Origin of the sequence: Natronorubrum texcoconense (assembly GCF_900100335.1) — an archaeon.
In the GTDB taxonomy this organism is placed as follows: Archaea; Halobacteriota; Halobacteria; order Halobacteriales; family Natrialbaceae; genus Natronorubrum; species Natronorubrum texcoconense.
Window position 1 is genome coordinate 210,758 of the sequence record NZ_FNFE01000001.1, and the last position, 23,206, is coordinate 233,963.

Below are 23,206 nucleotides of genomic sequence, written 5' to 3' on the forward strand. Positions count from 1 at the left end.
GTTCAGATATCCTGAACTATCGAGTATTGGTATCACGAATCGGGCGAGGAGTTACCACACGGAAGGAGGTCCGCAGGCCGCTCGCTCGAGCGATCGGTTTCGGTCCACGGTCGCGCGGAGACCACACCGTTTTTCGCAGTCGGCCGCCGACAGCCGGTATGCGCGTCACCGAGGGCGGGGTCGAACTCGAGGTCCCCGGCGAGCAGACGGCAGGCGTCGAGGAGTCGGTGTTCTACAACCCGCGACAGGAGCTGAACCGGGATCTGACGATCGCGACGCTGCGGGCCTTCCGCGAGCGCGAGAACCGCGCCGAGTCGTATCTCGACGCGATGACCGCGAGCGGCATCCGCGGCGTTCGAGCGGCCGACGACGGCTGGCGAGTCACGTGCTGTGATATCGAGGAAGACGCCGTCGACCTCGCGCGAGCGAACCTCGAGCGAAACGGGCTCGAAAACGGCTCCCGGGTCGAACACCGCAACGTCAACGCTCTCGTGCACGAGGCGAAGTTCGACGTGATCGATCTCGACCCCTACGGGACCCCGATGCCCTTCGCCGACGCCGCGTTCGCGCGCTGTCGCGACCTGGTTTGCGTGACGGCGACCGACACCGCGCCGCTGTGTGGCGCACACTTCAACAGCGGCGTCCGCTCGTACTCCGCCGTTCCCAGAAACACCGACTACCACACCGAGATGGGCGTGCGGATCCTCCTCTCCGCGCTCGCCCGCAGCGCCGCCCGCTTCGACGTCGGCGTCCAACCGATCTTCACCCACGCGACGAGCCACTACGTCCGCACCTACCTCGAACTCGATCGCAAGGCGACGGCGGCCGACGCCGCCCTCGACGAACTCGGCCACCTCTCTCACTGCGAGGACTGTCTCCACCGCGAGGCCGAGTACGGCATGACCGCGGATCCCCTCGAGTCCTGTCCCAACTGTGGGAGCGAGCGGATCCTCGTCGCCGGCCCGATCTGGCTCGGCCCGTACCGCGACCGCGAGTTCACCGCCGAAATCCGCGAGCAGATCCCCGATACGTTCGGAACCGCCGAAAAGGCCCGCGAACTCTGCGAGACGCTCGAGGCGGAACTCGACGTACCGACCTACTACGACCAGCACAAGCTGTGTAAGAGCTGGGGACTGCCGGCCAACGCGATGGACGATTTCTTAGCCGACCTCCGGGACGCTGGATACGACGCCTCGTTCACCCACTACGGCGGCACGACGTTCAAGTCGGACGCGAGTGTCGCCGAGATTTTCGAGGCGACCGAAGCCAACCTCGAGTAGCTCAGTCGAGATCGGCGTACAGCCGAACGAATTCGCGCTCGGAACGACGGATACCCTCGTGTGTCGACGTGTTCTTCATACTGAATGTTCCCACGATAACGACGGTGCCTGAAACCTCGGGGAATCTCGAGAAGAGGCGATTGTCTTCAGATTGCAGGCCTGTGCCACACGACCGCATATTGTGCTGGCCGCGGACAGTTCCGAGACGTGATCGATCGTAGACAGGGTCTCGAGTTCGCGACCGCCGCCACGGAGCTCGCCCGAACCCAACAGTTGACGCTGCTGGCGGCCGGCGTCGCCTTCTACGGCTTCATCTCCCTCGTCCCGCTGATGCTGCTCGGATTGGGGATCGCCGCCTCCATCGGCGGGGAAGCGCTTGCGAATCAGCTGACGGCCGCGGCCAGCGACGTCCTCACACCGTCGGCCCAGGAGGTCCTCGCCGACACGGTCCTCGACGATACCGGGCGGCAGGGAGCCACCGTGTTCGGCGCGCTGGGGTTACTATGGGGCTCGAGTCGGGTCCTTCGTGGGCTCGACCGCGCGTTCTCCCAAATCTACGGCACCGCGGCCTCGAAGTCGTTCGTCGACACCCTCTGGGACGCGATGATCGTCTTCCTCGTCATTTCGCTCGGCCTCGCGCTCGTCGCGGCCCTCGAGTTGCTCGTTCGGTTCGTCCCGTTTCTCGGCGTGAGCGTCGTCGGCCCGATCCTCGTTATGCTCGGTCTGACGGTGACGTTCCTGCCGCTGTACGTCATCTTTCCGGACGCGAACGTCGGTCTCCGGGAGGCCATCCCCGGGACGATCTTCGCCGCCGTCGGCTGGTTCGTCCTGAGTCGCACGTTCGGGCTGTACGCCACCGTTGCCGGCGATTACGCCCTCTACGGCGCACTCGGTGCCGTCTTTCTCGTGCTCATCTGGCTGTACGTCGGCGCGATCATCCTCGTCTTCGGCGCCGTCGTCAACGCCGTTCTCGCCGACCGTGAGGTGGATCGGCAGCTACAAAGTCCCGGCGCACGACAGTTTTCCACAGAAGCGATGACCGACGACGCCACGGGTGCCGACGAGGGGGCGACCGAGGACCAGGCAGGGACGGGTGCGCAAACGGCGGAGGCGGGGGCGAGCGCCCGCCGAAGCGCCCGGACTCGAGACCGATCCGACGACCCCGAAGCGCTTCGCGAGGAGATCGAGCGCCTGCGCGATCGGGTCGAGACGTTCGAGGAGGGCGTCGAACGCCGAACTGTCAGAAAGGAGTCCCTCGAGAGCGAACTCAAACGCTACGTCCGTCGCAAGTACCGCCGCGGCCACGCTCGCGACTGGGGACCGTATCTCGTCTTACTGTACGGGACCGCGATGTCCATCGCGGCGTTTTACTTCCTCTCGGGTGGCTGGGCCATCCTGGCGATGTTCGTCGTCTGGACCTCGACGCTGGGCGTCTACGCCCTGATGGTGCTGTTCGGCTTTGGGATCTCCGTGCTCGGTATTCCCGGCCGGATCCGCGACGCGATCGGCGACCGACGCTCCTGAGCCAGTCGGCGCCCACGCCCAGTTTTCCCACCTCGTTCATCCTCGCTCGAGCCCATCACGAGCCGCGACTCGCGCCCTCGACCAGCGTCACCTACTGCGGCGGGACGACCCGCTGTCGGACGAAGTTACGAACGCGGGACGTGTACGTCTCCGCGCGGTGGAGATTACAGATGTGGCCGACGTCCGCGAGCACTTCGATGCGCCCGTCAGTGGCCGCAGCGGCGTGGTCGCGCTCGCCCCGACGCATGATCTTGTCGCGTTCGCCGTTGAGAATCAGCGTCGGGCCGGGATACGTCGACAGTTTCGCGCGGAAGTCGACGCCTGCGACGTCCGGCCCCGCGTCGCCGAACTGCTTCGGGTATATCCCGGCCTCGATGATCTCCCGCTTGACGTCCTCGGGCAGGTCTCGGTTGTTTACCCACCGTTCCCCGAGTCGTTCGACGACGCGCTTGCCGGCGTCGGGTTTCGTTGCGAGCCGAGAGACGCCGCCGACGGCTCGAGTGACGGTCTCCATCCCCCCGACCGGATTCGCGCTGGAACCCGTCAACACGAGTCCGTCGACGTCGCCGGGCTGGCGGTAGGCGTACTCCGTCGCGACGTAGCCGCCCAGCGAGAGACCGACTAGCACCGCCGTCCCGTCGGTGTGCGTTTCGATCACGTCCTCGAGGAGGTCGATCGCTGGATCCATCCGAAACGTCTCGTCCGCGCGAACGCCGTGGCCCGGGAGATCCGGGGCGACGACCCGGTACTCGTCGGCAAGCCCGCGAATCTGGGGCAGCCACATCTTTCGCGTGAACATCGCGCCGTGGACGAACACGATCGCCTGACCGTCGTCGGGGCCGGCGACGTCGATTCCCGAACTACCGTCGTCACTGCTCCGTCTGGACATAGCCGTCATATCACGAGGTGCGACTTAGTACTCCGGCCGGAACACACAGCGATCCGGTTCACCTCGTCTCTCCGTTGGGCTCCGTCGCGGTCGTTCGACGCCGCTCGCTCGCTTACTCGCGGTCGTCGCCGTCTGCGTCCTCGTCGCGATCGGTTCGGCGGTCCTCGCGGCCGTTCCCGAGGTCCACGGCGGCGTCCGTCGACCGGTGATCGTCGTCCGGTTCGACGGCAGCGTCGGTTCGGGAACTGGTGTCGCCGGGATTGAACTCCGCTTCCGGCTCCTGCTGGCCCAGTTCGGTCGGATCGGCCTCGAGCCCGCGGTCTATCTCCCGTTCGCCGACCGACTCCGAGTCGTCTCGAAGCTCCTCGGCGACGTCGGTCTCCTCGAGACCCGCGGACCCCCCTGCGGGTTCGGTCGCCGGCTCCGATTCGCCGTCGCCGTCGTGGATGTCGACGCCCGATTCGGTATCGGCGTCAGCTTCGGATTCGTCGCGCGCCGCCGGCAGGCGGCTCTCGAGTCGGACCGCGTCGTCGGTGATCTCACGAACGGCGTCACTGCTCAGCGGCTGGGTGTCTTCGGCGACGCTGTCCCACCCGATCGAGGATTTGATCGAGTCGACGGCGCCCGTCTCCGGCCTGACGTGGGCGATATCGCCTTCGACCGACGTGACGACGCCGACCTTCTCGCCGGCGTCGTTCACGACGGGCTTGCTGACCTCGTCGTCCGTAAACGTAGCACACATATCCGATCGTACTTCCCGTCGGGACAAGCAGGTGGTGCCTGCAGTCGTCAGGGAGTCGAGTGGTCGAGAAATAACTCCGAACCGATAGTCGAGTCGACGCAGCGTTCGGTTCTGCCGTTCAGTGATCGAGTCCGGGTTCCATGTAGACCGCCATGACGAGCGCGACGACTCCGAAGAACGCGACCAGCATGAGACCGGCCGCGCCGGAGATGATGTTCAGTTCCGGACCGACGGCGAGCAGGCTCGTCTCCTCGTATCCAGCCCAGCCGAACGCCAGCGCGAGGAGGAACAGGACGCCAGAGACGACCGCACACCCGATCTGGAAGGTGGTGTTGAACGGCCCGATGCCGCCCGACTCGCCGGTCGACTCGGTCGCGGCGGCTCCCGACCCGCTTGCGACGCCGGCTTCGGCCGCCGATCCGTCGGCCGATTCGGTCGCCGTTGGGGTTGCCGAATCCGCCCTCGAGAACCCGTCTGCGAGGTGGACGCGGGTGTCTGAAATCTCTCGAACGTCGCTCTCGTCGAGGATGAACGGACCGCCGATCTCGCCCCAGTCGAAGCGGGCTTTGATCTGGTCGACGACGTCGGGTGCCGGTTCGACGTGGGCTCCCTCCGTTTCGATCGAGGCGACCGTTCCGATCACCTTTCCGTCGGTTCGTTCGACGGGCTTACCGACATCATCGTCGGTGAAAGTCGCACACATTAGTAATTCCACGGCCGGGAAAGCCCGTAAAGGCTCTGATTCGTCCCCGCCGTCTTCCCGCCGTTACCGGTGAACGTCGTCCGTACTGACGGGTCTCGGAGTGGGGCGATCACCGTACTCCGAGGCGGGACCCGATGGCTGACCGATCACTCGATCGGGAACCGCAACAGCGCGCCCATCCCGTCGAACGCCTCGACGAACCGATTCCCGTCGGGGAAGTCGCCCGGAACGACGACGGTTTCGCCGCCCTGTGCTTCCGTTCGGTCGCCGAACTCCTGGAGGTCGGGGCCCTCGAGGGCCGTCGAGAGCAACAGCGTCTCGACGGCGTCGTACTCGAGTGCGTCGTCGACCTCGTCGTGGCCGTAGGCGACGGGTTCGTCGTCGCCGATCCGCTCGAAGAACTCGTCGAGCGTCTCGGTGACGGCTTCGCGGTCCCGTTCCTCGATCGCCTCCTGCCCCTTCTCCGCGAGCTGGTGGAGCCCCTGCTGGCTCGAGTATTCGACGGCGAACTCGCCGACGATTCGATCCTCGAGTCGGTGGTCCAGGTCGGCTTCCTCCCGAAAGGTCTCGACGGTGCCCGTCGTCCCGCCAAGGAGGACGCCGTCGACGGGGTCGTCGCCGAGGAACTGCCGCTCGGCGCGCTCGGCGACCTCGTCGAAGAACTCGCGTTTCTGCCGTTCGCGGTCGCGTTCGAACCGCTCGGCGGACTGGCCGCCGGCGCTCGACTTTCCGGGTACCTCGCTCTCGAAGGTGTCGATCGGTTCGACGCCCTCGTCGTCGAGCAGCCCTAACGCAGCGCCGCCGCGTTCGACCACCAGCAGGCCGTGGGTCGACTCGGGTTCGGTGATCGCCTCGAGCGGCTCGAGGTCGAACTCGTTGGCGTGGCGGTAGACCGAGTCGTCGATGGGGACCGGCAGGTCGTCGAAGACCGACGTGAGCAGGTCACCGTCGGCGGCCCCGGCGTAGATCGCGAGGCCGTTCTCCGGGACTTCGTCGTACTCGTTCAATCGACTCCGGACGCTCTCGAGGGCGTCGGTGAGCGGCTTCGGGAACGATTGTTCGTCCAGCTGACTCGCCTCCGCGTAGTCGGTTTCGACGGGCTGGCGGGCCTCGCCGATCGACTCGTCTGGCGGGACGGCGAGCGTGACGAGGATGTCGCGGTCGGCCGAGGCCGAGGCGAGTCGATCGAGTCGATCGTGGAGTTCGTAGTCCGAGAGTGACATGGATACGGTGGAGCGTGTAGTGCCAGACCTGCTGCGAGAGCGGCGTATCGCGGGGTCGGCAAGTACTCCTGCTACGGGGAGTGTTCGGTTGAGCGACCGGCCGGCGCACTCATGCAAAACGGTGCGCTCGAGCCGCGGTGTTCGTTGATTCTTGAAGCGGACGATAGCCGTGTCTGCACCGCTTCGGCGTTTCTCGTACGACGACAACTGAAACGAGACTCCCTCCGACCCTCTTTTTAACTACATTTCAGAGTGAAAATACGATTGCTGGCCGAAGAAAGCGGGTCGCAGTTACGACCGTTGCTGTGAAAAGTAACTACTGCGACCCCCAAACGAGATGTGTTGCGAGACTCGATCAGTCGGATCGGTAGCCGCGCGGTTCCTCCCTCGCTGGCGACTCTTCGACAGCCGGTGTGCGGACGACCCGCTCGGGCAGCAGCGACCGGACGTCGCTCGACTCGCTGCCGATGACGGCGAAGCCGGCGAAGATCGTCAGGAAGCCGACGACCGCCAGCGGGGCGATGGTCTCTCCGAGCAGCGCCCAACCGCCGATCGTCGAGACGACCGGAACGACGTAGAAGACCAGGTTGGCCTGCGTCGCACCGGTCGACTCGAGCAGCCCGAAGTAGGCGATGTACGCGAGGACGCCGGCGACGAGGCTGACGTACGCGAGCGCGACGAGCGCTTCCGTCGTCCACGCGATCGATCCCATCGACTCGCCGGCCGACCAGGCGAGTCCGTGACTGAGCGCCGCGGCGATGGGCAGTCCCCACGCGATGCGAACGGTGCTCGAGAGCGTGGCATTCCCGCCGGAGCGGCGGATGAGCACGGCCCCCAGTGCGGCGCTTGCGGCACCGGCGAACAGGATGGCGCGACCGAGCGCGTCGCCGCCGACCAGCATCGCCGGATCGGGGCTGACCACGAGTGCGACGCCGACGAGACCGAGAACCATTCCGAACGCGCCGCGGTGCGAGAGGCGCTCGTTCGAGAGGAGCACGGCCGCAAAGACCGGCGTCAGGATCGGGTTCAGACTGAAGACGATTGCGCCGACCGCGCTGGTGGCGTACTGCTGCCCGACGAACAGAAGCGCGTTCGAGAGGCCGATCACGAGGCCACCGGTTGCGAGGATGCCGACCACGTCGCCGCGCGTCCGTGGGCGAAGCTCCTCGAACGAGGCGGTGAGTGCGACGTAACCCAGCATGACGAGCGCCGCGATATCGAACCGGATCGCCACGAACAGCAGCGGCGGGAAGTACTCGAGTCCGGCCTTCGCGGCGACGAACGTTCCGCCGAAGAAGACACTCGAGAGGACGAAGAAGACGGCCGTTCGACGGTCGATCACGGTCTCACCTCGGTTGGGGGCGTGCGCGTCGGGGGTACCGAGAGCGCGCCGCGCGTCGTGGAGGAACTCATCTTGTATACGGGTACGGGTCCGACGCATATAGTTTAATTCAGAAAATATTTCACGCGAGGAAACGAAACGGTGCCGAGAAAATCGAACTCGCCAAGAAACTCGTTACTGTTTGTGCCATCTTATCGTGCCGTGAAATAATTTCACGGTGCGAAAGCACTATCAGGGAACGGACGAACACACCCGTATGGAATCGGCACTCGAGGAGATCGAGTTCCTCGCGCTCTCGGCGAACCGCGTCGAGGTGTTGGGACTGCTCGCGGCGGGTGGACACTCCCGAAACGAACTGGCCGCGGAGACGGGAGCCTCGCAGGCCACGCTCGGACGGATTCTGAGCGACTTCCGTGAACGGTCGTGGATCGACCGCGAGGGAAGCGAGTACGTCGCGACTGCGACCGGCCGACTCGTCGCGTCGGGCTTTACCGACCTCCGGGAGATCATCGAGACCGAGCAGCGCCTCCGGGGGGTCGTGGAGTACCTGCCGACCGCCGAGATGACGTTCGACCTGAAGCGACTCTCCGACGCGACCATCACGATGCCCACCCAGACACGGCCGAACGCGCCGCTGTCGCGCCTGCTCGAGTTGCTCGAGAACGCCGACGAGGTGTGGACGGTTTCGCACGCGTTCAACGAACAGACGCTGACGGTCGTCCAGGAACGCGCCGAAACCCACGAGCAGACGTTTAGAGGCGTCTTTTCGCGGAGCGCGATCGACGCGCTCGCAGCGGACACGGAGCTTCGGAACCGACTCGAGAATCTGCTCGCGGCCGACGACGCCTCGGTCCGGGTCCGCGATGGAACCGTGCCGCTCGCGGTCATGCTCCTCGACGACGTCGTCTACATGCTCGTCCGGGACGAGCAGGGCGTCCTGCGCGCCTCGATCGATACCGACGACGAAATCGTTCGTTCGTGGGCACGGGAGACGGTCGAGGACTACTGGGAACGCGCCGAGGCGCTCGAGGACGCCGGCGTTTCCCTCGAGTGAACCCCAGTAGGAGTCGAAAATACGATGCGATCGGTCAGCGGCGGTCCGCTCGAACGTAGTCGGCTGCTTTTTCGGCAATCATCGTCGTCGGCGCGTCCGTGTTTCCGCTCGTGATCGTCGGCATGATCGAGGCGTCGACGACGCGCAGTCCCTCGAGTCCGTGAACTCGTAGGCGGTCGTCGACGACGGCCATCTCGCCGTCACCCATCTTGCAGGTCCCGACGGGGTGGTACAGCGTTTCGGCGGTCTCGCGGATGTAGTCGATCAACTCCTCGTCGCTCTCGACGTCCGACCCCGGCAACACCTCCTCGCCGCGGTAGTCGTCGAAGGGTTCTGCCTGCAAGATCTCACGAACCAGTTTGATCCCCTCGAGCAGAACCTCGAGGTCGTCGCCCTCGGTGAGATACCGGGGATCGATGACCGGTTCGTCGAAGGGGTCGGCCGAGCGGAGCGAGATCCGGCCGCGGCTGTCGGGCCGGAGTCGGAGCGCGCCGAGCGAGAAGCCGTGGCCTTCGGGGTTATCGAACCCGTGTTCGACGAAGAACGTCGGCCCGAAGTGGAACTGGATCTCGGGCACCTCGGCGTCCTCGGAAACGGTCGTGAATCCGCCGGCCTCCGCGACGTTCGAGGTCAGCGGCCCCCTTTTCCGGAGCAGGTATCTGAGCGTGTTCCACAGCGAGTCCGCGTCGGCCAGCGTGACCGGCTTCGTCGACTCGTAGTTGACGCCGACCTGCAGGTGATCCTGGAGGTTCCGACCGACGCCGGGGAGGTCCGCGACGACGGGGATATCGTGCTCGGCGAGGTGGTCGGCCGGACCGACGCCGGAACACAGGAGGAGGTGTGGCGAGTTGATCGCGCCGGCGGAGAGGATCACCTCCTCAGTCGCTTCGACCGTCGCGGAACGACCGGTGGCGTCGTCGCGGGCGTACTCGACGCCGACGGCTTCGCGGCCGTCGAACCGAACGGTAGTCACTCGCGCACCGGTCACCGCGGTCAGGTTCGGCCGCTCGAGGACCGGCTTCAGATACGCGTCCGCCGCGCTGTGTCGTTCCCCGTCCTTCTGGGTCACCTGGTAGTAGCCGACGCCCGCCTGGTCGCCGGCGTTGAAGTCCTCGTTGTACGGCAGTCCGACCGACTGCCCGGCCTCGAGAAACGCCTCGGTGAGTTCGTTCGGCGACCGAAGGTCGGTCACGTTTCGCGGGCCGCCGATACCGTGGTACTCCGAGGGGCCGCGCTCGTTGTGTTCGGCGCGCTTGAAGTACGGTAGCACGTCCTCGTACGCCCAGCCCTCGTTGCCCAGTTCGGCCCAGCGGTCGTAATCCTCGGGCTGGCCGCGGATATAGATCATCGCGTTGATCGAACTCGAGCCGCCCAGCGTCTTCCCGCGGGGCCAGTACAGTTCCCGGTCGTGTAGTTCCGGCTGCGGTTCGGTGTAGTACTCCCAGTCGACTCCCGACTGGAACAGTTCCGAGAACGCCGCCGGCACGCCGATCTCCCGGTTCTCGTCGGGCTCGCCGGCCTCGAGTAACAGCACCTCTGCGTCGCCGTCGGCCGACAGTCTGTTCGCCAGCACGCAGCCGGCCGGTCCCGCGCCGACGATCACGTACTCGTAGGCCCTCCCGTTCCTGGTCATGTTGAGTTATCACATGTCATGGTATCGGTATAGTCGTATCCCCGCGTTGCGCTCACGGATACCGGCTCGCCGCGCGTCGCCGTCGGGCGACACCACCGCGGAGCCGTTCCTCGAGTACGTCCGAAACGAGACCGAGCGCGTCGACCGATACCGCTCGGCTCGAACCCGTCACGGACATCGCGCTGTTATCGGCGCGTGAGTTGATCAGTCGTCGGCCGGCGTCTCGAAGTGGCTGCGACCGCGTTCGACGAACTCCTCGCGAGAGATATCGCCCTCGAGTAGCGCCTCGAGGTCCTCACCGACGCGTTCGGCGGCGATCGTATCCGGATAGATAACCCCGGCGACACCGCGTGCGAGGAACTCGTCGGCGGTCTCGGTCGAGTCGACGCGGACGACCCGCGGAACGTCCGCCTCGAGGTCGACGACCGTTTCGGCGCGGTCGTGCTCCGGCGTGAGCGAGACGACGAGTGCGGCGTCCTCGAGCCGCGCCAACTCCCAGACGCGTTCGTTCGAGACGTCGCCGTAGACGTAGTTGTCACACTCGTCGCGGATCGCCTCGAACAGGACGGGGTTGTCCTCGACGACGAGCGTCGGCCGGTCGAGGACCGAGCACGCGTCGAGGACCTGCCGACCGCCGTGTTCGAAGTCGACGATGATGACGTGGTCCTCGAGCTCCTCAGCAACCTGCGTGCGATCGCCCAGCGGCTCACCGAGGAGCCGGATCAGGCCGCGCTCGCGCAGCCAGCGGTTGATGTCGCCCGCGTGACGACCCGTGTACGTCGCGACGATCATCGTGACGGCGGCCGCGAGGACGATCGCGTCGAACACCGGGGGTGCGATCTGATCGGCCGCGAACGCCTCGAGCGCGATGAAGAGGCTGAAGATGCTCACCTGATCGAGCGTGAGACCGGTCAAGATCGCCGTTCGACCGTCGAACCCGCTTCTGAGCAGGATGAAGGCGACGAGCAGCGGGTTGAGAAGCAGGACCGCGACGACCAGCGTGAAGGTGTAGCCGATCGTCTCGAGCGTCGGAATCGTCAGCAACGCGCCGAGCGTGACGAAGAAAATCGGCGAGAAGAAGTCCTCGAGGTCGTCGACGGTGTCGACTAGCTCGAGCGAGTGGGGGTAGTCGTCGGCGATGGCGATGCCGGCGGCGAACGCGCCGACGACGATCGAGAGGTCGGCTGCCTCGGCGAGCGCGATGAACCCGACGACGAAGGAGATGCCGAGCAGCATCATCACCTCCGGGTCGCCCTGGAGCCGCGCGGTCAGTCGGTGGAAGAGCAGATACCGAATTCCGAGTGCGAGCGCGAACAGGCCGCCACCGACGGCGATCTGCTCCCAGGCGGGAGCCGCCGTGTAGACGAACGCGCTCAGACCGAGCACGGCGAGCACGCCGAGGAGGTCCTCCGTGAAGTGGATCGACTCCGCCAGCCGTTCGTACGTCGGCTGGGCGCCGCTCTCGTCGTCCAGATAGCTGGTCGCCACGAGCGACGAACTCAACGCGGCGGCGATTCCCAGATAGCCGGCGTTCAACGGATCGAGCCCGAACGCGAGTCCGAGACCGAACGTCAGTGCTCCCACGATCGAGGCCTGCAGCAGGCCGACGGTGACGCTGATCCGTCCGGTCGACCGGAACGCCTCCACGTCGACGTGGATCCCGAAGAGGAAGACGAGGAAGGCGATCCCCCACTGTGCGAGGTCGAGCAGCTGTGTTTCGTCGATCGCCGCCCCGGCCAGCGCTCCCGCGAGCAGGTAAAACGGGATCACCGACAGCCCCTTCTGGGCGGCGACGAGCAGCAAGACGGCTGCGAGGACGAAGATGAGCGTCAGTGCGAATAGGATCTCATACATCGGTGTCACCTCCGGTCGTGTCGGCGTCGTCCGATCGGCACGACCCGCTGGACTCCCCACCGTCGCCGGCGTCGTAGTGGATATCCTCTCGGCCGAGGTCGAGCGTCTCGTCCGCCCGCTGCGAGCGGTCTCGAGCCCGTGCGTTCAGTTCCTCGAGCCGCCGTTCGAACGCCTCGCGGTCGTCGATCGTCTCGAGTAAGTTCGCGAGTTCGTCGCCGACGATTCCCCGTTCGAGGACGACGTAGTCGGCCCCGTTCTCGAGGAGCACCGCCGCCTCGTCCTCGGTCGTCGCGGTAACGATCGAGAGCGTGTCGGGGCTGTCCTCGACCAGACGGAGGTTGACGTCGGCTCGCTGGGCGACGCTGACGAGCACCTCGGCGCCGGAGAGGTTCGCTTCCTGGCGGATATCGCCGTGTCTGGCGTTGCCGAAGATGAAGCCGTGTTCGGCGTTCATCAGTTCCCCGACGTACTCGGCGCGGTCCTCGACGAAGACGATCTCGTCGACGTCGTCCTCGAGCACCGCTGCGAGTTCACTGGAGAGCCGACTGTAGCCGATGATCACTGCGTGATCAGCGTACTCGACCGGCTGAGCCTCGACGGTGTCCTCGCGCTCGAGTCGCTCGAGATAGGGCCTGACGAAGGCGTAGATCTGTCTGTTGTAGATGACGTAGTACGTCGAGATCGGCATCGTGATCAGCGCCATCAGGCTGAGGAAGCCGAGGATCCCCTCGTCGATGAATCCTTGATCGACTGCGAGCGCGCCCAGCACCAGCGAAAACTCGCTCACCTGGAGCATCGAGATCGTGCCGAGGAAGGAGGTCTCGATGTCGAAGCGCTGGCTGTAGAACAGCCCGAAGACGATGAAGAAGTTGATCACGATCAGGAGGAACGCCGCGGCGATCGCCTCCTGCCAGTAGGCCAATAGCTGGTCGACCTCCATCTGGAGGGCGATGCTCGCGAAGAAGATCGCGATGAAGAAGTTCGTCGCCGGACGCATTCGTTCCTTGAGCTCCGTGCTGTAGGGAAGCTGTGCGAGCGCGAGGCCCGCGAGGAACGCGCCGATCTCGATGGAGAGGTCGAGGCTCTCGGCGGCGAAGATGAAGAGGAACGCCCAGGCGATGCCGACGGTGAAGAGGGTGCTCTTGTTGGCGGCGCTGGCCCGGAGCAGTGCGGGGAGGAGGTAGTTGCTCGCGAGGTAGGCGACGACGCCGATGACGCCCATCAGGAGGAGGACGCGACCGATGCTGAACGCGATCTCGCCGACGTTGTCGACGGCGCCGACGGAGAGGATCGCGAGCGCCATGACGAGGTAGATGTCCTGGAAGATGAGGATCCCGACGTCGACCTTCCCGTACAGTTCCTTCAGATCGTCCTTGTCTCCGAGCACTTTAACGATGATCGGCGTCGCACCGAACGTCGTCGCGAGCGCGATCATCAGCGACTGATAGAGCGTGAAGCCGAGCAAGAGGGCGACGCCCGTGGATGCGATCGCCTGCAACACGGCCTGCCCGAGCGCGATCGCCCCGACGGGGCGCATGATCTCTCGAATGTCGTCGAATCGCATCTCGATGCCGAGCAAGAACAGCAGGAAGCCGAGACCGAGTTCGGCGACGATCTCGATCAGTTGGTCCTCGGCGACGATGCCGAGTCCGATCGGCCCGACGACGACTCCCGTCAGGACGTAGGCGACGATCGTCGGCTGTTTGGTCAGTCTGGCGGCGTAGCTGAGGACGGCCGCGGCCACGATGAGCAACGCGAAATCCGTTGCCAGTGCGATTCCTCCGAGAGACATGATCCAACCGATATCGTAGTTGCGACGACTCGACGCCGTTCAAATCGGGATACCCGATACTGTCGGAAAAGCGTTGGCGCTGCACACATCCCGCGTGAAAACTGGAATACCGTAGCCCGCATCCCGCCGTCGCGACGTCTACGCCGCGCGGGGGAAGTTGTCGATCGTCTCCGCGCGGAACGCCTCCTCGTCGAACTCGTACTCGCCGTCGAGGAACTCGAGGACCTGCTGTGTGTCCTGGAGCGCGTTTTTCAGACACGTCGACGCGCCCGGCGACGGCGTAATGTTGAAGATGATATCGTCGCCGACGAGTTTCGCCTCGCCCATGTCGAGGGACTTCGTCTTCGTGTCGACGATCTGGGGACGGACGCCACCGTACCCTTTGGCGCGCTGAATATCCTCGAGTTCGACGCTCGGGACGACCTTCTGGACGTGGGGGAGGAACTGTCGCGGGCCGACCTCCGGGACGTCGTAGACGAGGTTTCGCAGCACGTACGGGAGGAGAATGCGATCGGAGAGAATGTTCCCGTAGCTGAGAAACGCCGCCGCGTTCAGCCCGAACACGTCGAGGAAGTCCTTCACGGTCGAGATGCGGCCGCGCTCCAGCGTCGGGACGAGTTTCGCGGTCGGCCCGAATCGGGTGACGCTGGGGTCGTGAACGTCGGCGTCGCCGTGAACCGCGGCGAACGGCAGCTTCTTCATCTGGAGCGTGTACACCTTCCCGTTCAGGAGATCGTTCGCCAGGAAGAAACTCCCGGCGATGGGGAGCAACACCTTATCCTGCCCGTAGCCGAGTTCCTTCGCGATCTGGAGGCTGTGCGAACCGGCGGCGACGACGGTCGTGTCACAGTCGAACCGCCCGTTGTTCGTCTCGATCGTGTAGCCGTCGAGCGTGGGCGTGATATCTTTGACTTCGGTTCCGGTGAAAACGTCCACGTTCGGTTCCTCGTCGGCCTGCTCGACGAGCGAGCGCGTCGTCTCGCCGTAGTCGACGACGTAGCCGTCCGAGGTCTGGAGCGCGAGCATCTCCTTCGAGGGATCGCGGCCCTCGACGACCTTCGGTTCGATCTCTGCGATCTCCTCGCGGCCGATCGCTCGAAGTTTCGGGAAGAGATCGCCGAACCCTTCCGCCTCGAATCGGCGCTCGAGCTGCTCGACCTCCTCGTCACCGACCCCGAGCACCATCTTGCTGCGTTTGTCGTGCATCTCCCGATCGGGGTCGTGGTTCTCCAGGTAGCCCGCGAGGAGCTCGGCGCCCTCCTTGACGTCTTCGGCCTTCTCGAGCGTGTAGTTCGTCTCGATGTCTCCGAAGTGGAGCGTCTGAGAGTTGTTCGTGTGATCCGTATTGATCGCTGCGATCGACGGCTCCTTTTCGACCAGCGCGATGGAGTCGATATCGGAGAATTTTGCAGTCGTGTACAGAAGGGAGGCCCCACTGATCCCACCACCGACGATAACGAGGTCGTATTTGCCAGACATGATTGGTTCTGTTATATACCCTACCCGGACCTCGCGACTCCGCACAGATAACTCATATTTTTTCGAACGGGTTTTCGGTAATCGACGAACGGGGTATCGACACCCTCGATTTCGGCGGCCGAACTGCGACCGGTACGAGCCGTTCGACGGGCCGTCGCTGTAGAGTCTGTTCCTTTCGTATATGAACGCAGACATATACACGACGGGTGCTCACCGCGGCCGACCGATGCTCCAACACGGTCCCTGCAACCAACCGGCAGTGGTTTCGCCAGTACCGTCTCTCATCCCTGGCGGCACCGGGATCGCTCCGCTCAGCGCACGTCCGAACTCGAGGCTCGAGAGAGCAGATAGACGGCCACCCCGCCGAACGCGACGCCAAGTCCCGCGAGGACGGCGACGGCGGGAACGATCGTGTCGAGCGCGCCGTCGAACGCCGTCACCTCGAGGACGGTCATCACGTCTTCGTCGAGCATGATCGCACGCGCCGCGTCGACGCCGTACGTGACGGGGTTGATCCGAGCGAAGAGCTGGATCCAGTTCGGCAGCACCTCGAGCGGGAGAAAGGCACTCGAGAGGAACAACAGCGGGAACTGTAACAGGTTCGCGCCGATGATCGTCGACTCCTGATCGCGGGTCAAGACGGCGAGGGTGTTCGAGAACGCGATAAACCAGAACGAGAAGACGATACCGACGCCGATGATTCCGAGGGCACCGACGACTCCCGTCGTGATCTCCGCACCCAGAAGCACGCCGAGGCCGAGGATGATCGCGATCTGCAGGGCGATACGGAACACCTCGGCGAGCGTCTTCCCGACGAAGACGGCGGTTCGGTTCATCGGCGAGACGAGCACCTTCTCGAACATGCCGTTCTCGATGTCGTTGACCAGCCCGATCCCGGAGGTGACCGCCGACGCGAGTGCGACCTGAATCGCGATCGCCGGCACGAGGAAGGTGGTGTAATCGATGCCCGGACCCAACCCCTCGCTTACCGCCCCGCCGGCCACGTTGCCGAACACCTCCGTGAATAGCACGAGGAAGATGAACGGCTGTGCGAGCGAGACAACGAGGACGAACGGGTTTCGGACGGCCTTGAGGTTCCAGCGCTTGAAGTTGACCCAGACGTCCCCGGCGAACGTGTTGGACGAGCGCGGAATCTCGTGGTCGGCCGACTGTGTCTCGCCACTCACGACGTCTCCTCCGTTCCAGCGGCGGCTTCCGTCTCGACGCCACCGGCCGTCGACTCGATATCGACACGTTCGCCGGTAATCGCGAGAAACACGTCGTCCAGCGTCGGAGCGCGGACGTTGAATCCGGTGACCGTCAGCCCCGCGTCCCGAAGCGCGACGAGGAGATCCGTTCCGGATTCACGGGCCGTTTTCGCGGTGACGCTGATCCCTGTTTCCGTCCCCTCGACGATCGCATCCTCGAAGGCATCGAACTTCCCGGCGATCTCGACGGCCCGCGCTCTGGCATCCTCGCCGTCTTGCAACTCGATGTCGAGCACGTCGCCCCCGACCTGCCGTTTCAACTCGTCCGGCGAGCCGTCGGCGACGATCCCGCCGTCGAGGATCACCGCCAGCCGCTCGCAGAGCTGATCGGCCTCCTCTAAGTACTGCGTCGTCAGGAACACCGTCGTCCCGCGAGCGTTGATCCGCCGAAAGTACTCCCACAGTCGATTGCGCGCATTCGGGTCCAGCCCGGTGGTCGGCTCGTCCAGAAAGACCAGCGGCGGCCGGTGAACCAGCGCCGTCGCGGCGTCGAGACGCTTTTTCATCCCGCTGGAGAACCCCTCCGAGCGTTTGTCGGCGACGGCGGTGAGGTCGACGAGATCGAGCAGTTCGGCGGTTCGATCGTCGCGCTTACTGCGGGGAACACCGTAGGCCTCACAGGCGAACCGGATGTTCTCCTCGGCGGTGAGCTCCGGATCGATGCTCGTCTCCTGGGCCATGTAGCCGATCGACTCGCGGACCTTTCGCGGCTCCGCTCGGACGTCAAACCCGTTGACCCGCACCTCGCCGGCGGTCGGCGAGAGGAGCGTCGCGAGAACCTTGATCGCGGTCGTCTTGCCCGCGCCGTTAGGCCCCAAAAATCCGAAGAACTCGCCGTCTGCGACCGTCAGATCGACGCCGTCGACCGCCGCCGTTCCGTCGCCGTAGGTCAACTCGAGGCCGTCGATCTCGATGGATGGGGCCGTCGTCGGCGTCGTTCGGTCCACCGCTCCCTGTCGCGACTGCTCGCGCTGAGTTTCAGCATCCGCTACCGATCGGTCGTTCGACATAGCGTCGGTACGGGATCCGAGCTAAAATACGCCTCCCTTCCAGATCAGGCAGTCCCGGCGAAAACCGACGTTCGGTGTCGCGTTCGCCTATCATCGTCCCATCGGTCCGTTCCCCGACTGAGTCGACGGGAGACCCTTTTACGCTCGAGTTGCCGGTAGCGCCACGAAGAACGTCGACCCCTCGTCGGGCGCGGAGTCGACCCAGATCTCGCCGCCGTGTCGATCGACGACGCGCTGACAGAGCGCGAGCCCGATTCCGGTTCCATCGTATTCGTCGGGGCCGTGTAACCGTCGGAACACCTCGAAGATCCGATCGTGGTGTGCCGGATCGATACCGATCCCGTCGTCACGAACTGCGATCACCCGTTTCGGCCCGTCCGCCTCGGCGGTTATCGCTACTCGCGGACGTTCCCCGCCGTAGGTGATCGCGTTACACAACAGGTTCTGGAACACCTGTCGAAGCTGGTCGGCATCGCCGTCCACTCGAGGCAGCGACGACACGGTAATCTCGGCGCCGCGCTCGTCGATCTGTATCGCCAGGTCGTCCAGCACGTCGTCGAACAGCGCGTCCAACTCGACCGACTCGAACGAGTCGCCCTGGGTCTCGACGCGAGCGTACTGGAGTAGTCCCTCGATCATGTCCGACATCCGTTCGGCGCCGTCGACGGCGAACTCGACGAACTCCCGGCCGTCAGCGCCGAGTTCGTCGCCGTAGCGGCGCTCGAGCAATTGAAGGTAGCTCGAGACCATCCGCAGCGGCTCCTGGAGGTCGTGGCTGGCGGCGTACGCGAACTGCTCGAGTCGCTCGTTCGACTCCCGCAGCGCGCGTTCTCGTGCCTTGCGGTCGGTGACGTCGCGAACGACGCCGATCGTTCCCTCGTACTCGCCGGCGTCCGACGTGAGCGCGGTGAATCGGCTCTCGGCCGGGAGTCGATCGCCGTTCCCTCGCAGGATCTCGGCCTCGATGGTCGCCGCCTCCTGACCGTCGACCGTCTCCAGCGATCGCTCTGCGGCCTCGGCCGACACCTCGTCGCCGACCACGAGCGAACAGTGCGAGCCGAGCAGCGTTTCGCGCGGGTAGCCCGTCATCTCGACGTAGGCCTCGTTGACGACGGCGAATCGATACTCCTCGTCGAGCACGTAGATTCCGTCTTCGACCGTCTCGACGATCCGCTCGTACTGCGAGAGCTTCCGCGCTCGTTCGACGCGAGCGGCGACCGTACTCACGTCGCGGACGACGCCGACGGTCCCTCGAAACTCGCCGTCCTCGACGAGACAGTTGCATCGTAGTTCGCAGGGCAGCGCGTTCCCAGCCGCGGTCTCGATCTCGAGTTCGAGCGTCGGCGGGTCGACGTCGGTCTCGAGCGCCCGTCGGATCGCCGCCTCTATGCGCGAGATGTCGTCCTCACAGAGTACGAGCGAAACGTGTTCGCCGAGCAACTCGGCTCTGGCATACCCGGTCGCCTCGACGATTACGTCGTTGACGGCGACGAACCGTCCCGACGGATCGAGTTGGTAGATGCCGTCGTCGATGGTGTTGACGAGCGTCCGGAAACGCCGGAGTGCACCGTCTCGGTCCGTTTCCGCCCAAAACCCTGACTCCGTTGTCTCCCTCCGCTCGCTCATTGCGTCGTAGTCGCTACTGGGATAAATAAACCCTCGTAAACTGACGGTCGGTTGGTGACGCTATCGTCGCTTTCGGACCGTCAGTCCCTCGGATGGTTGTACCGAGTCGAGACTAGGCTCTCAGAATTCGGACGGGTCCGACGAGCGTTTACGTGTCCGCCGACGATGTGAGACGTGGATTCGAAGGTAGTTAGTCGACGATGGGCGGAACGGTCCGGAGAGTACTCGCCAGAATATTACGCCTACTACGGGCCGAACGAGACGAGCGAGACCATCTGTGACACGCTCGAGCGGTTCGTCGACCGAGACGCGGCTATCCTCGAACTCGGCTGTAGCTCCGGTCGTCACCTGGCACACCTGTACGAACACGGTTTCGAAACCCTGGCGGGAATCGACGTCAACAACGACGCGTTCGACGTGATGGCGGAGACGTACCCCGAACTCGCCGCCGAGGGAACGTTCTACCACGACCGGATCGAAGCCGTCGTCGACGATTTCGAGGAGAACCAGTTCGACGTCGTCTACTCGGTCGAGACGCTCCAGCATCTGCATCCGGACGTCGAGTGGGTCTTCGAGGATCTCGCGCGCATTACCGACGACCTCCTCATCACGGTCGAGAACGAGGGCGAAGCCGAGAGCGATTCAGCGCAGTCGGCCGACCCCGACGTGACTTACGTGAACGACGAGTTCCCCCTGTACCACCGCAACTGGAACCAGGTGTTCACCGAGTTCGCGTTCGTCGAAGTCGACGCCGAGTCGGGCAAGCGGGATACCGTTCGAACGTTCCGCTCGACGGCGGAGTGAGCCGGGCGTAACTGGGTGAGTCCTCACGGCAAACGGTGCGTTCCCGTGTGGCGCCGTCTATCGGCGGTTCAAGGGGTTTCTCGGGCTTCGGCCCTGAGGCAGTTCACACTCGTGTGAGGCCAGCTTCCAAGACCATTATTGACGCGGTCGACGAGTCAGCGGGCCCGTATCAGTGTCGCAGTATCTGAGGGCGTGAGTTACTTCCCTGGCGACGCAGCGATCACGAGAGCGGCGTCCGATCGATGGCTGGCTCTCATCTCGAAGAGACCCGTGCCTACTCATCACCGGTGCGTTCGCCGTGACGGGCGAACACGTCAGTTGTCGTGACGATACCATTGTGTGCCTTCGGATCCTTGAAACACGTAAAGGGCGACCGAACAGTCCGAGAGATCGCTTCGAGACACAAACCACGACATACGCCACTGCGACCCACGATAGCCACACCAGACACCGATTTACATCGACCGATGATCACGACCACTGACGACGCTCCACGGGTAACACACCACCTCAACCAGCGACGGTCCCGTTCGACGCTCGCTCGACTCGTCGAGCTATCCGACACGCCGACCGTGAGCTCCTCGCTCGACACGGACGAACCGCCGGCGCCAACGGGGCGTCGGTCACGATGACCGACGAGGGTCCGGACGAGGAGTTCGAGTTGGGGTCGGACGTCCGCGACACCCTCGAGAACGCCGTTCCGGACGACGTCTCGCCACACCGGCTCGACCAGCTCTACGACATCGCGACCGGATTCGTCGAACGCTCGACGGAGACTGCCGTGTACAATCACGTGATCGACGGCGCGTACGATCTCTTCGACGTCCGGTACGTCATCGTCGTGATTTCGCGGGGAGACACCTGGACGACGGTCACCAGTACACAGCCGGATCCGGACGTTCAGTTCGGACAACACCCCATCATCTGTGCGGCAGTCGAAACGGCACTGGACCGAAACGAGACCGTCGTGGTCGACGATCTCGAGGCGGCGACCGACGGTCTCGTTCCGCTGGAGAACGGCTGTGCGCTGTCGACACCGATCGACGACACGACCGTGCTGCAACTCGTCCGAGACGAGGACGACTTCGACGAGATCGACGTTCAACTCGCAAAACTCCTCGGGTGGACCGCCGGATCGCGTCTCGAGCAACTCTCGCTTCGCGGAGAGGTCGAGACGATGGTGGACACCCTCACCTCGTTTACCGACTTTCAGGAGGACGTTCTCGAGCAGACGGCACACGATCTCCGGACGCCGTTGACGGCGGTTATCGGCTACGCCGAACTCCTCGTCAACGAGGACGTCGGACCGCTCACCGACGAACAGCGAGCGGTCGCAGGGGTCGTTCGGCGAAAGGCGACCGATCTCGACGCCGCGATCGAGGCGCTGACGTCGTCGTTCGACACGGGGCTGGCGAACGTGCGCGCCGGCCGAAGTGGGGTCCCTGCCGGCGATCCAGTCGCCGTTTCGGATGCCGTCGACGGACCGTTCGTCCTTCTCTCCATCGACGACGGACTGGGGACGTCGCTTGCAGCACAGCTCGAGGGGCTGGACTACGACGTGACGATCGCCGACGATCGCGAGGCTGCTCGGGAGGCGATCCGCCGGACGCCGTCCTCGACGCTCCTCGCCGAGCTGTTTGCGATCGGCAACGCCTCCGACGCCAACACCGATGCGGAGGTCGAAAACGGCGTCGCCATCGCGGAGACGATCCGTCGTGAGGCGGGGACCGAGGAGACGACGATCAGGGTGGTGTCGTTCCTTCGCGACGAGCCGGGCGGGCTGATACAACTCGGCGCCTCCGCGTACGTTCCCGAGCGTTCGACGGCGATCGCGGAGGCGATCGAACTGGTACTCGGGGTGGACGAGGACGAACACCTTCGCCTGCTGGTGTTCGATACGACGGCGTCCGAGGAGCCGATAGCCGAGATTCCTGACCCTTGGGAGGTGACGGCACTCGATCAACTCGAGAGCGTCCAGGCCGGCTCGCAGACCGGCCCCTACGATCTCGCGCTGGTTCGCGTCACCGATCTCACCGATCGGGAACTGGAGGTCGTCCGGACGCTCCGACAACGACAGCGCGGGCGCAGGCTGCCGGTCGTCCTCGTCGATAGCGGATCGGTGGTGACCGACAGCCAGTACGCACTCGGTGGGAAACTGTTCATCCAGCGTCCGCCGTCCGTGTCGGATCTCGTGTCGATGCTGGTCTCCGCTCCGACCGACGACGACCGACTCTCCGACTCGTGACGGTACGCCCCTCGAACTGGACTGAGTGGGTGGGTTCATCCACGACTGGGTGAAGGGCGAGCAGTGCGACCGGACTGACGGCGGATGAACTTATTCGGCTGCTTCACGAACGGAGACGTATGACTACCTACCGCGGGAGCTGGGGCGCAGACGGAGTCGAGGCGTTCCTCCGAGAGGCGGAAATCCCGGTCCGAATCGCCACCCATCGGCCCGACGGCTCGCTGTGGCTCGTGACGCTGTGGTATCGCTATCGCGACGGCGCGCTCGAGTGTGCGACGCAGGCGAGCGCGGACGTGGTAGGCTTTCTCCGCAACGACCGGGACGTCGCGTTCGATATTTCGACGAATCGGATTCCATACCGCGGGATCAGAGGAAACGGAACCGTCACGATCTCGGACGACGACGGCAAGGCGGTCCTGCGGGATCTCGTCGAGCGCTACCTCGGCGGGGACGACCCCTCGCTCGCCAGGTGGTTGCTGGCAGACGATCGCGACGAGGTCCGTATTCGGATCGAACCGCGGGAGATCTACAGCTGGGACTTTTCGGATCGGATGGGGTCGGACACCGACGGCTGACCTGGAAGCCGGTCGCCCATCGCTTCGTTCGACATGCAGGTTCGAATCCGCTCGAGTCGCGCTCGAAAACACACCTCCTAGGTGATGAGTACGGCCCGGTTTCCAGCCACAGCGATCTCGAGACGCGATCCACTGCGGACGATATTCGTCTCTCGAGGGGAGC

Annotated in this window: 19 protein-coding genes; 6 read left to right on the forward strand and 13 right to left on the reverse strand. The window is 64.8% G+C overall.

What is annotated here, in order from left to right; translation table 11 throughout:
• The first annotated feature begins 158 nt into the window (after positions 1–158).
• Positions 159–1,280, forward strand: a complete 1,122-nt coding sequence (locus BLT08_RS00945; RefSeq protein WP_090302932.1) for a tRNA (guanine(26)-N(2))-dimethyltransferase — start codon at positions 159–161, stop codon at positions 1,278–1,280.
• A gap of 207 nt (positions 1,281–1,487) precedes the next feature.
• Complete coding sequence (locus BLT08_RS00950) at positions 1,488–2,804, forward strand: YihY/virulence factor BrkB family protein (protein ID WP_090302933.1); 1,317 nt, start codon at positions 1,488–1,490, stop codon at positions 2,802–2,804.
• A gap of 91 nt (positions 2,805–2,895) precedes the next feature.
• Here BLT08_RS00950 and BLT08_RS00955 read toward each other — a convergent pair whose 3' ends face one another.
• The 5 genes from BLT08_RS00955 to BLT08_RS00975 form a co-directional block, all read right to left on the reverse strand.
• Positions 2,896–3,693: an alpha/beta fold hydrolase gene (locus BLT08_RS00955; RefSeq protein WP_245724125.1), complete on the reverse strand. Its 798-nt coding sequence runs from the start codon at positions 3,691–3,693 to the stop codon at positions 2,896–2,898.
• A gap of 112 nt (positions 3,694–3,805) precedes the next feature.
• The gene (locus tag BLT08_RS00960; protein WP_090302935.1) at positions 3,806–4,435 is read right to left on the reverse strand and encodes a hypothetical protein; all 630 of its coding nucleotides are present in this window, start codon (positions 4,433–4,435) and stop codon (positions 3,806–3,808) included.
• 118 nt (positions 4,436–4,553) lie between these two features.
• Entirely contained in the window at positions 4,554–5,138 is a 585-nt protein-coding gene (locus BLT08_RS00965; protein WP_090302936.1) for a hypothetical protein, read from the reverse strand.
• 146 nt (positions 5,139–5,284) lie between these two features.
• Entirely contained in the window at positions 5,285–6,361 is a 1,077-nt protein-coding gene (locus BLT08_RS00970) for a Vms1/Ankzf1 family peptidyl-tRNA hydrolase (RefSeq protein WP_090302937.1), read from the reverse strand.
• Between the two features lie 355 nt (positions 6,362–6,716).
• On the reverse strand, positions 6,717–7,703 hold the full coding sequence (locus BLT08_RS00975) for a DMT family transporter (RefSeq protein WP_090303893.1): 987 nt from the start codon (positions 7,701–7,703) through the stop codon (positions 6,717–6,719).
• Positions 7,704–7,959: 256 nt separating this feature from the next.
• Between BLT08_RS00975 and BLT08_RS00980 the strand changes: the two genes are divergently transcribed.
• A complete protein-coding gene (locus tag BLT08_RS00980) occupies positions 7,960–8,757 on the forward strand; it encodes a helix-turn-helix transcriptional regulator (protein WP_090302938.1) in 798 nt (265 codons plus the stop codon).
• 34 nt (positions 8,758–8,791) lie between these two features.
• Here BLT08_RS00980 and BLT08_RS00985 read toward each other — a convergent pair whose 3' ends face one another.
• The 8 genes from BLT08_RS00985 to BLT08_RS01015 all read right to left on the reverse strand — a co-directional run bounded on the left by BLT08_RS00985 (position 8,792) and on the right by BLT08_RS01015 (position 19,419).
• On the reverse strand, positions 8,792–10,390 hold the full coding sequence (locus tag BLT08_RS00985; protein ID WP_090302939.1) for a GMC family oxidoreductase: 1,599 nt from the start codon (positions 10,388–10,390) through the stop codon (positions 8,792–8,794).
• A 52-nt stretch (positions 10,391–10,442) separates the two neighbouring features.
• The gene (locus BLT08_RS23535) at positions 10,443–10,568 is read right to left on the reverse strand and encodes a hypothetical protein (RefSeq protein WP_281245239.1); all 126 of its coding nucleotides are present in this window, start codon (positions 10,566–10,568) and stop codon (positions 10,443–10,445) included.
• A 26-nt stretch (positions 10,569–10,594) separates the two neighbouring features.
• Positions 10,595–12,244, reverse strand: a complete 1,650-nt coding sequence (locus tag BLT08_RS00990; protein WP_090302940.1) for a cation:proton antiporter — start codon at positions 12,242–12,244, stop codon at positions 10,595–10,597.
• Positions 12,237–14,036, reverse strand: a complete 1,800-nt coding sequence (locus tag BLT08_RS00995; protein ID WP_090302941.1) for a cation:proton antiporter — start codon at positions 14,034–14,036, stop codon at positions 12,237–12,239. The genes BLT08_RS00990 and BLT08_RS00995 overlap by 8 nt, the downstream gene beginning before the upstream one ends.
• 138 nt (positions 14,037–14,174) lie before the next feature.
• Complete coding sequence (locus BLT08_RS01000; RefSeq protein ID WP_090302942.1) at positions 14,175–15,515, reverse strand: FAD-dependent oxidoreductase; 1,341 nt, start codon at positions 15,513–15,515, stop codon at positions 14,175–14,177.
• 311 nt (positions 15,516–15,826) lie between these two features.
• Positions 15,827–16,702, reverse strand: a complete 876-nt coding sequence (locus BLT08_RS01005) for an ABC transporter permease (protein ID WP_090302943.1) — start codon at positions 16,700–16,702, stop codon at positions 15,827–15,829.
• Complete coding sequence (locus tag BLT08_RS01010; RefSeq protein ID WP_090302944.1) at positions 16,699–17,793, reverse strand: ABC transporter ATP-binding protein; 1,095 nt, start codon at positions 17,791–17,793, stop codon at positions 16,699–16,701. The genes BLT08_RS01005 and BLT08_RS01010 overlap by 4 nt, the downstream gene beginning before the upstream one ends.
• Before the next feature lie 138 nt (positions 17,794–17,931).
• Positions 17,932–19,419 (reverse strand): sensor histidine kinase, encoded by a 1,488-nt coding sequence (locus BLT08_RS01015; RefSeq protein ID WP_090302945.1) that lies wholly within the window; start codon positions 19,417–19,419, stop codon positions 17,932–17,934.
• Positions 19,420–19,593: 174 nt separating this feature from the next.
• Between BLT08_RS01015 and BLT08_RS01020 the strand changes: the two genes are divergently transcribed.
• The 3 genes from BLT08_RS01020 (at position 19,594) to BLT08_RS01030 (ending at position 23,043) form a co-directional block, all read left to right on the forward strand.
• Complete coding sequence (locus tag BLT08_RS01020; RefSeq protein ID WP_090302946.1) at positions 19,594–20,223, forward strand: class I SAM-dependent methyltransferase; 630 nt, start codon at positions 19,594–19,596, stop codon at positions 20,221–20,223.
• Between the two features lie 628 nt (positions 20,224–20,851).
• Positions 20,852–22,468: a histidine kinase dimerization/phospho-acceptor domain-containing protein gene (locus BLT08_RS01025; protein WP_090302947.1), complete on the forward strand. Its 1,617-nt coding sequence runs from the start codon at positions 20,852–20,854 to the stop codon at positions 22,466–22,468.
• A 119-nt stretch (positions 22,469–22,587) separates the two neighbouring features.
• Positions 22,588–23,043: a pyridoxamine 5'-phosphate oxidase family protein gene (locus BLT08_RS01030; protein ID WP_090302948.1), complete on the forward strand. Its 456-nt coding sequence runs from the start codon at positions 22,588–22,590 to the stop codon at positions 23,041–23,043.
• Positions 23,044–23,206 lie beyond the last annotated feature (163 nt).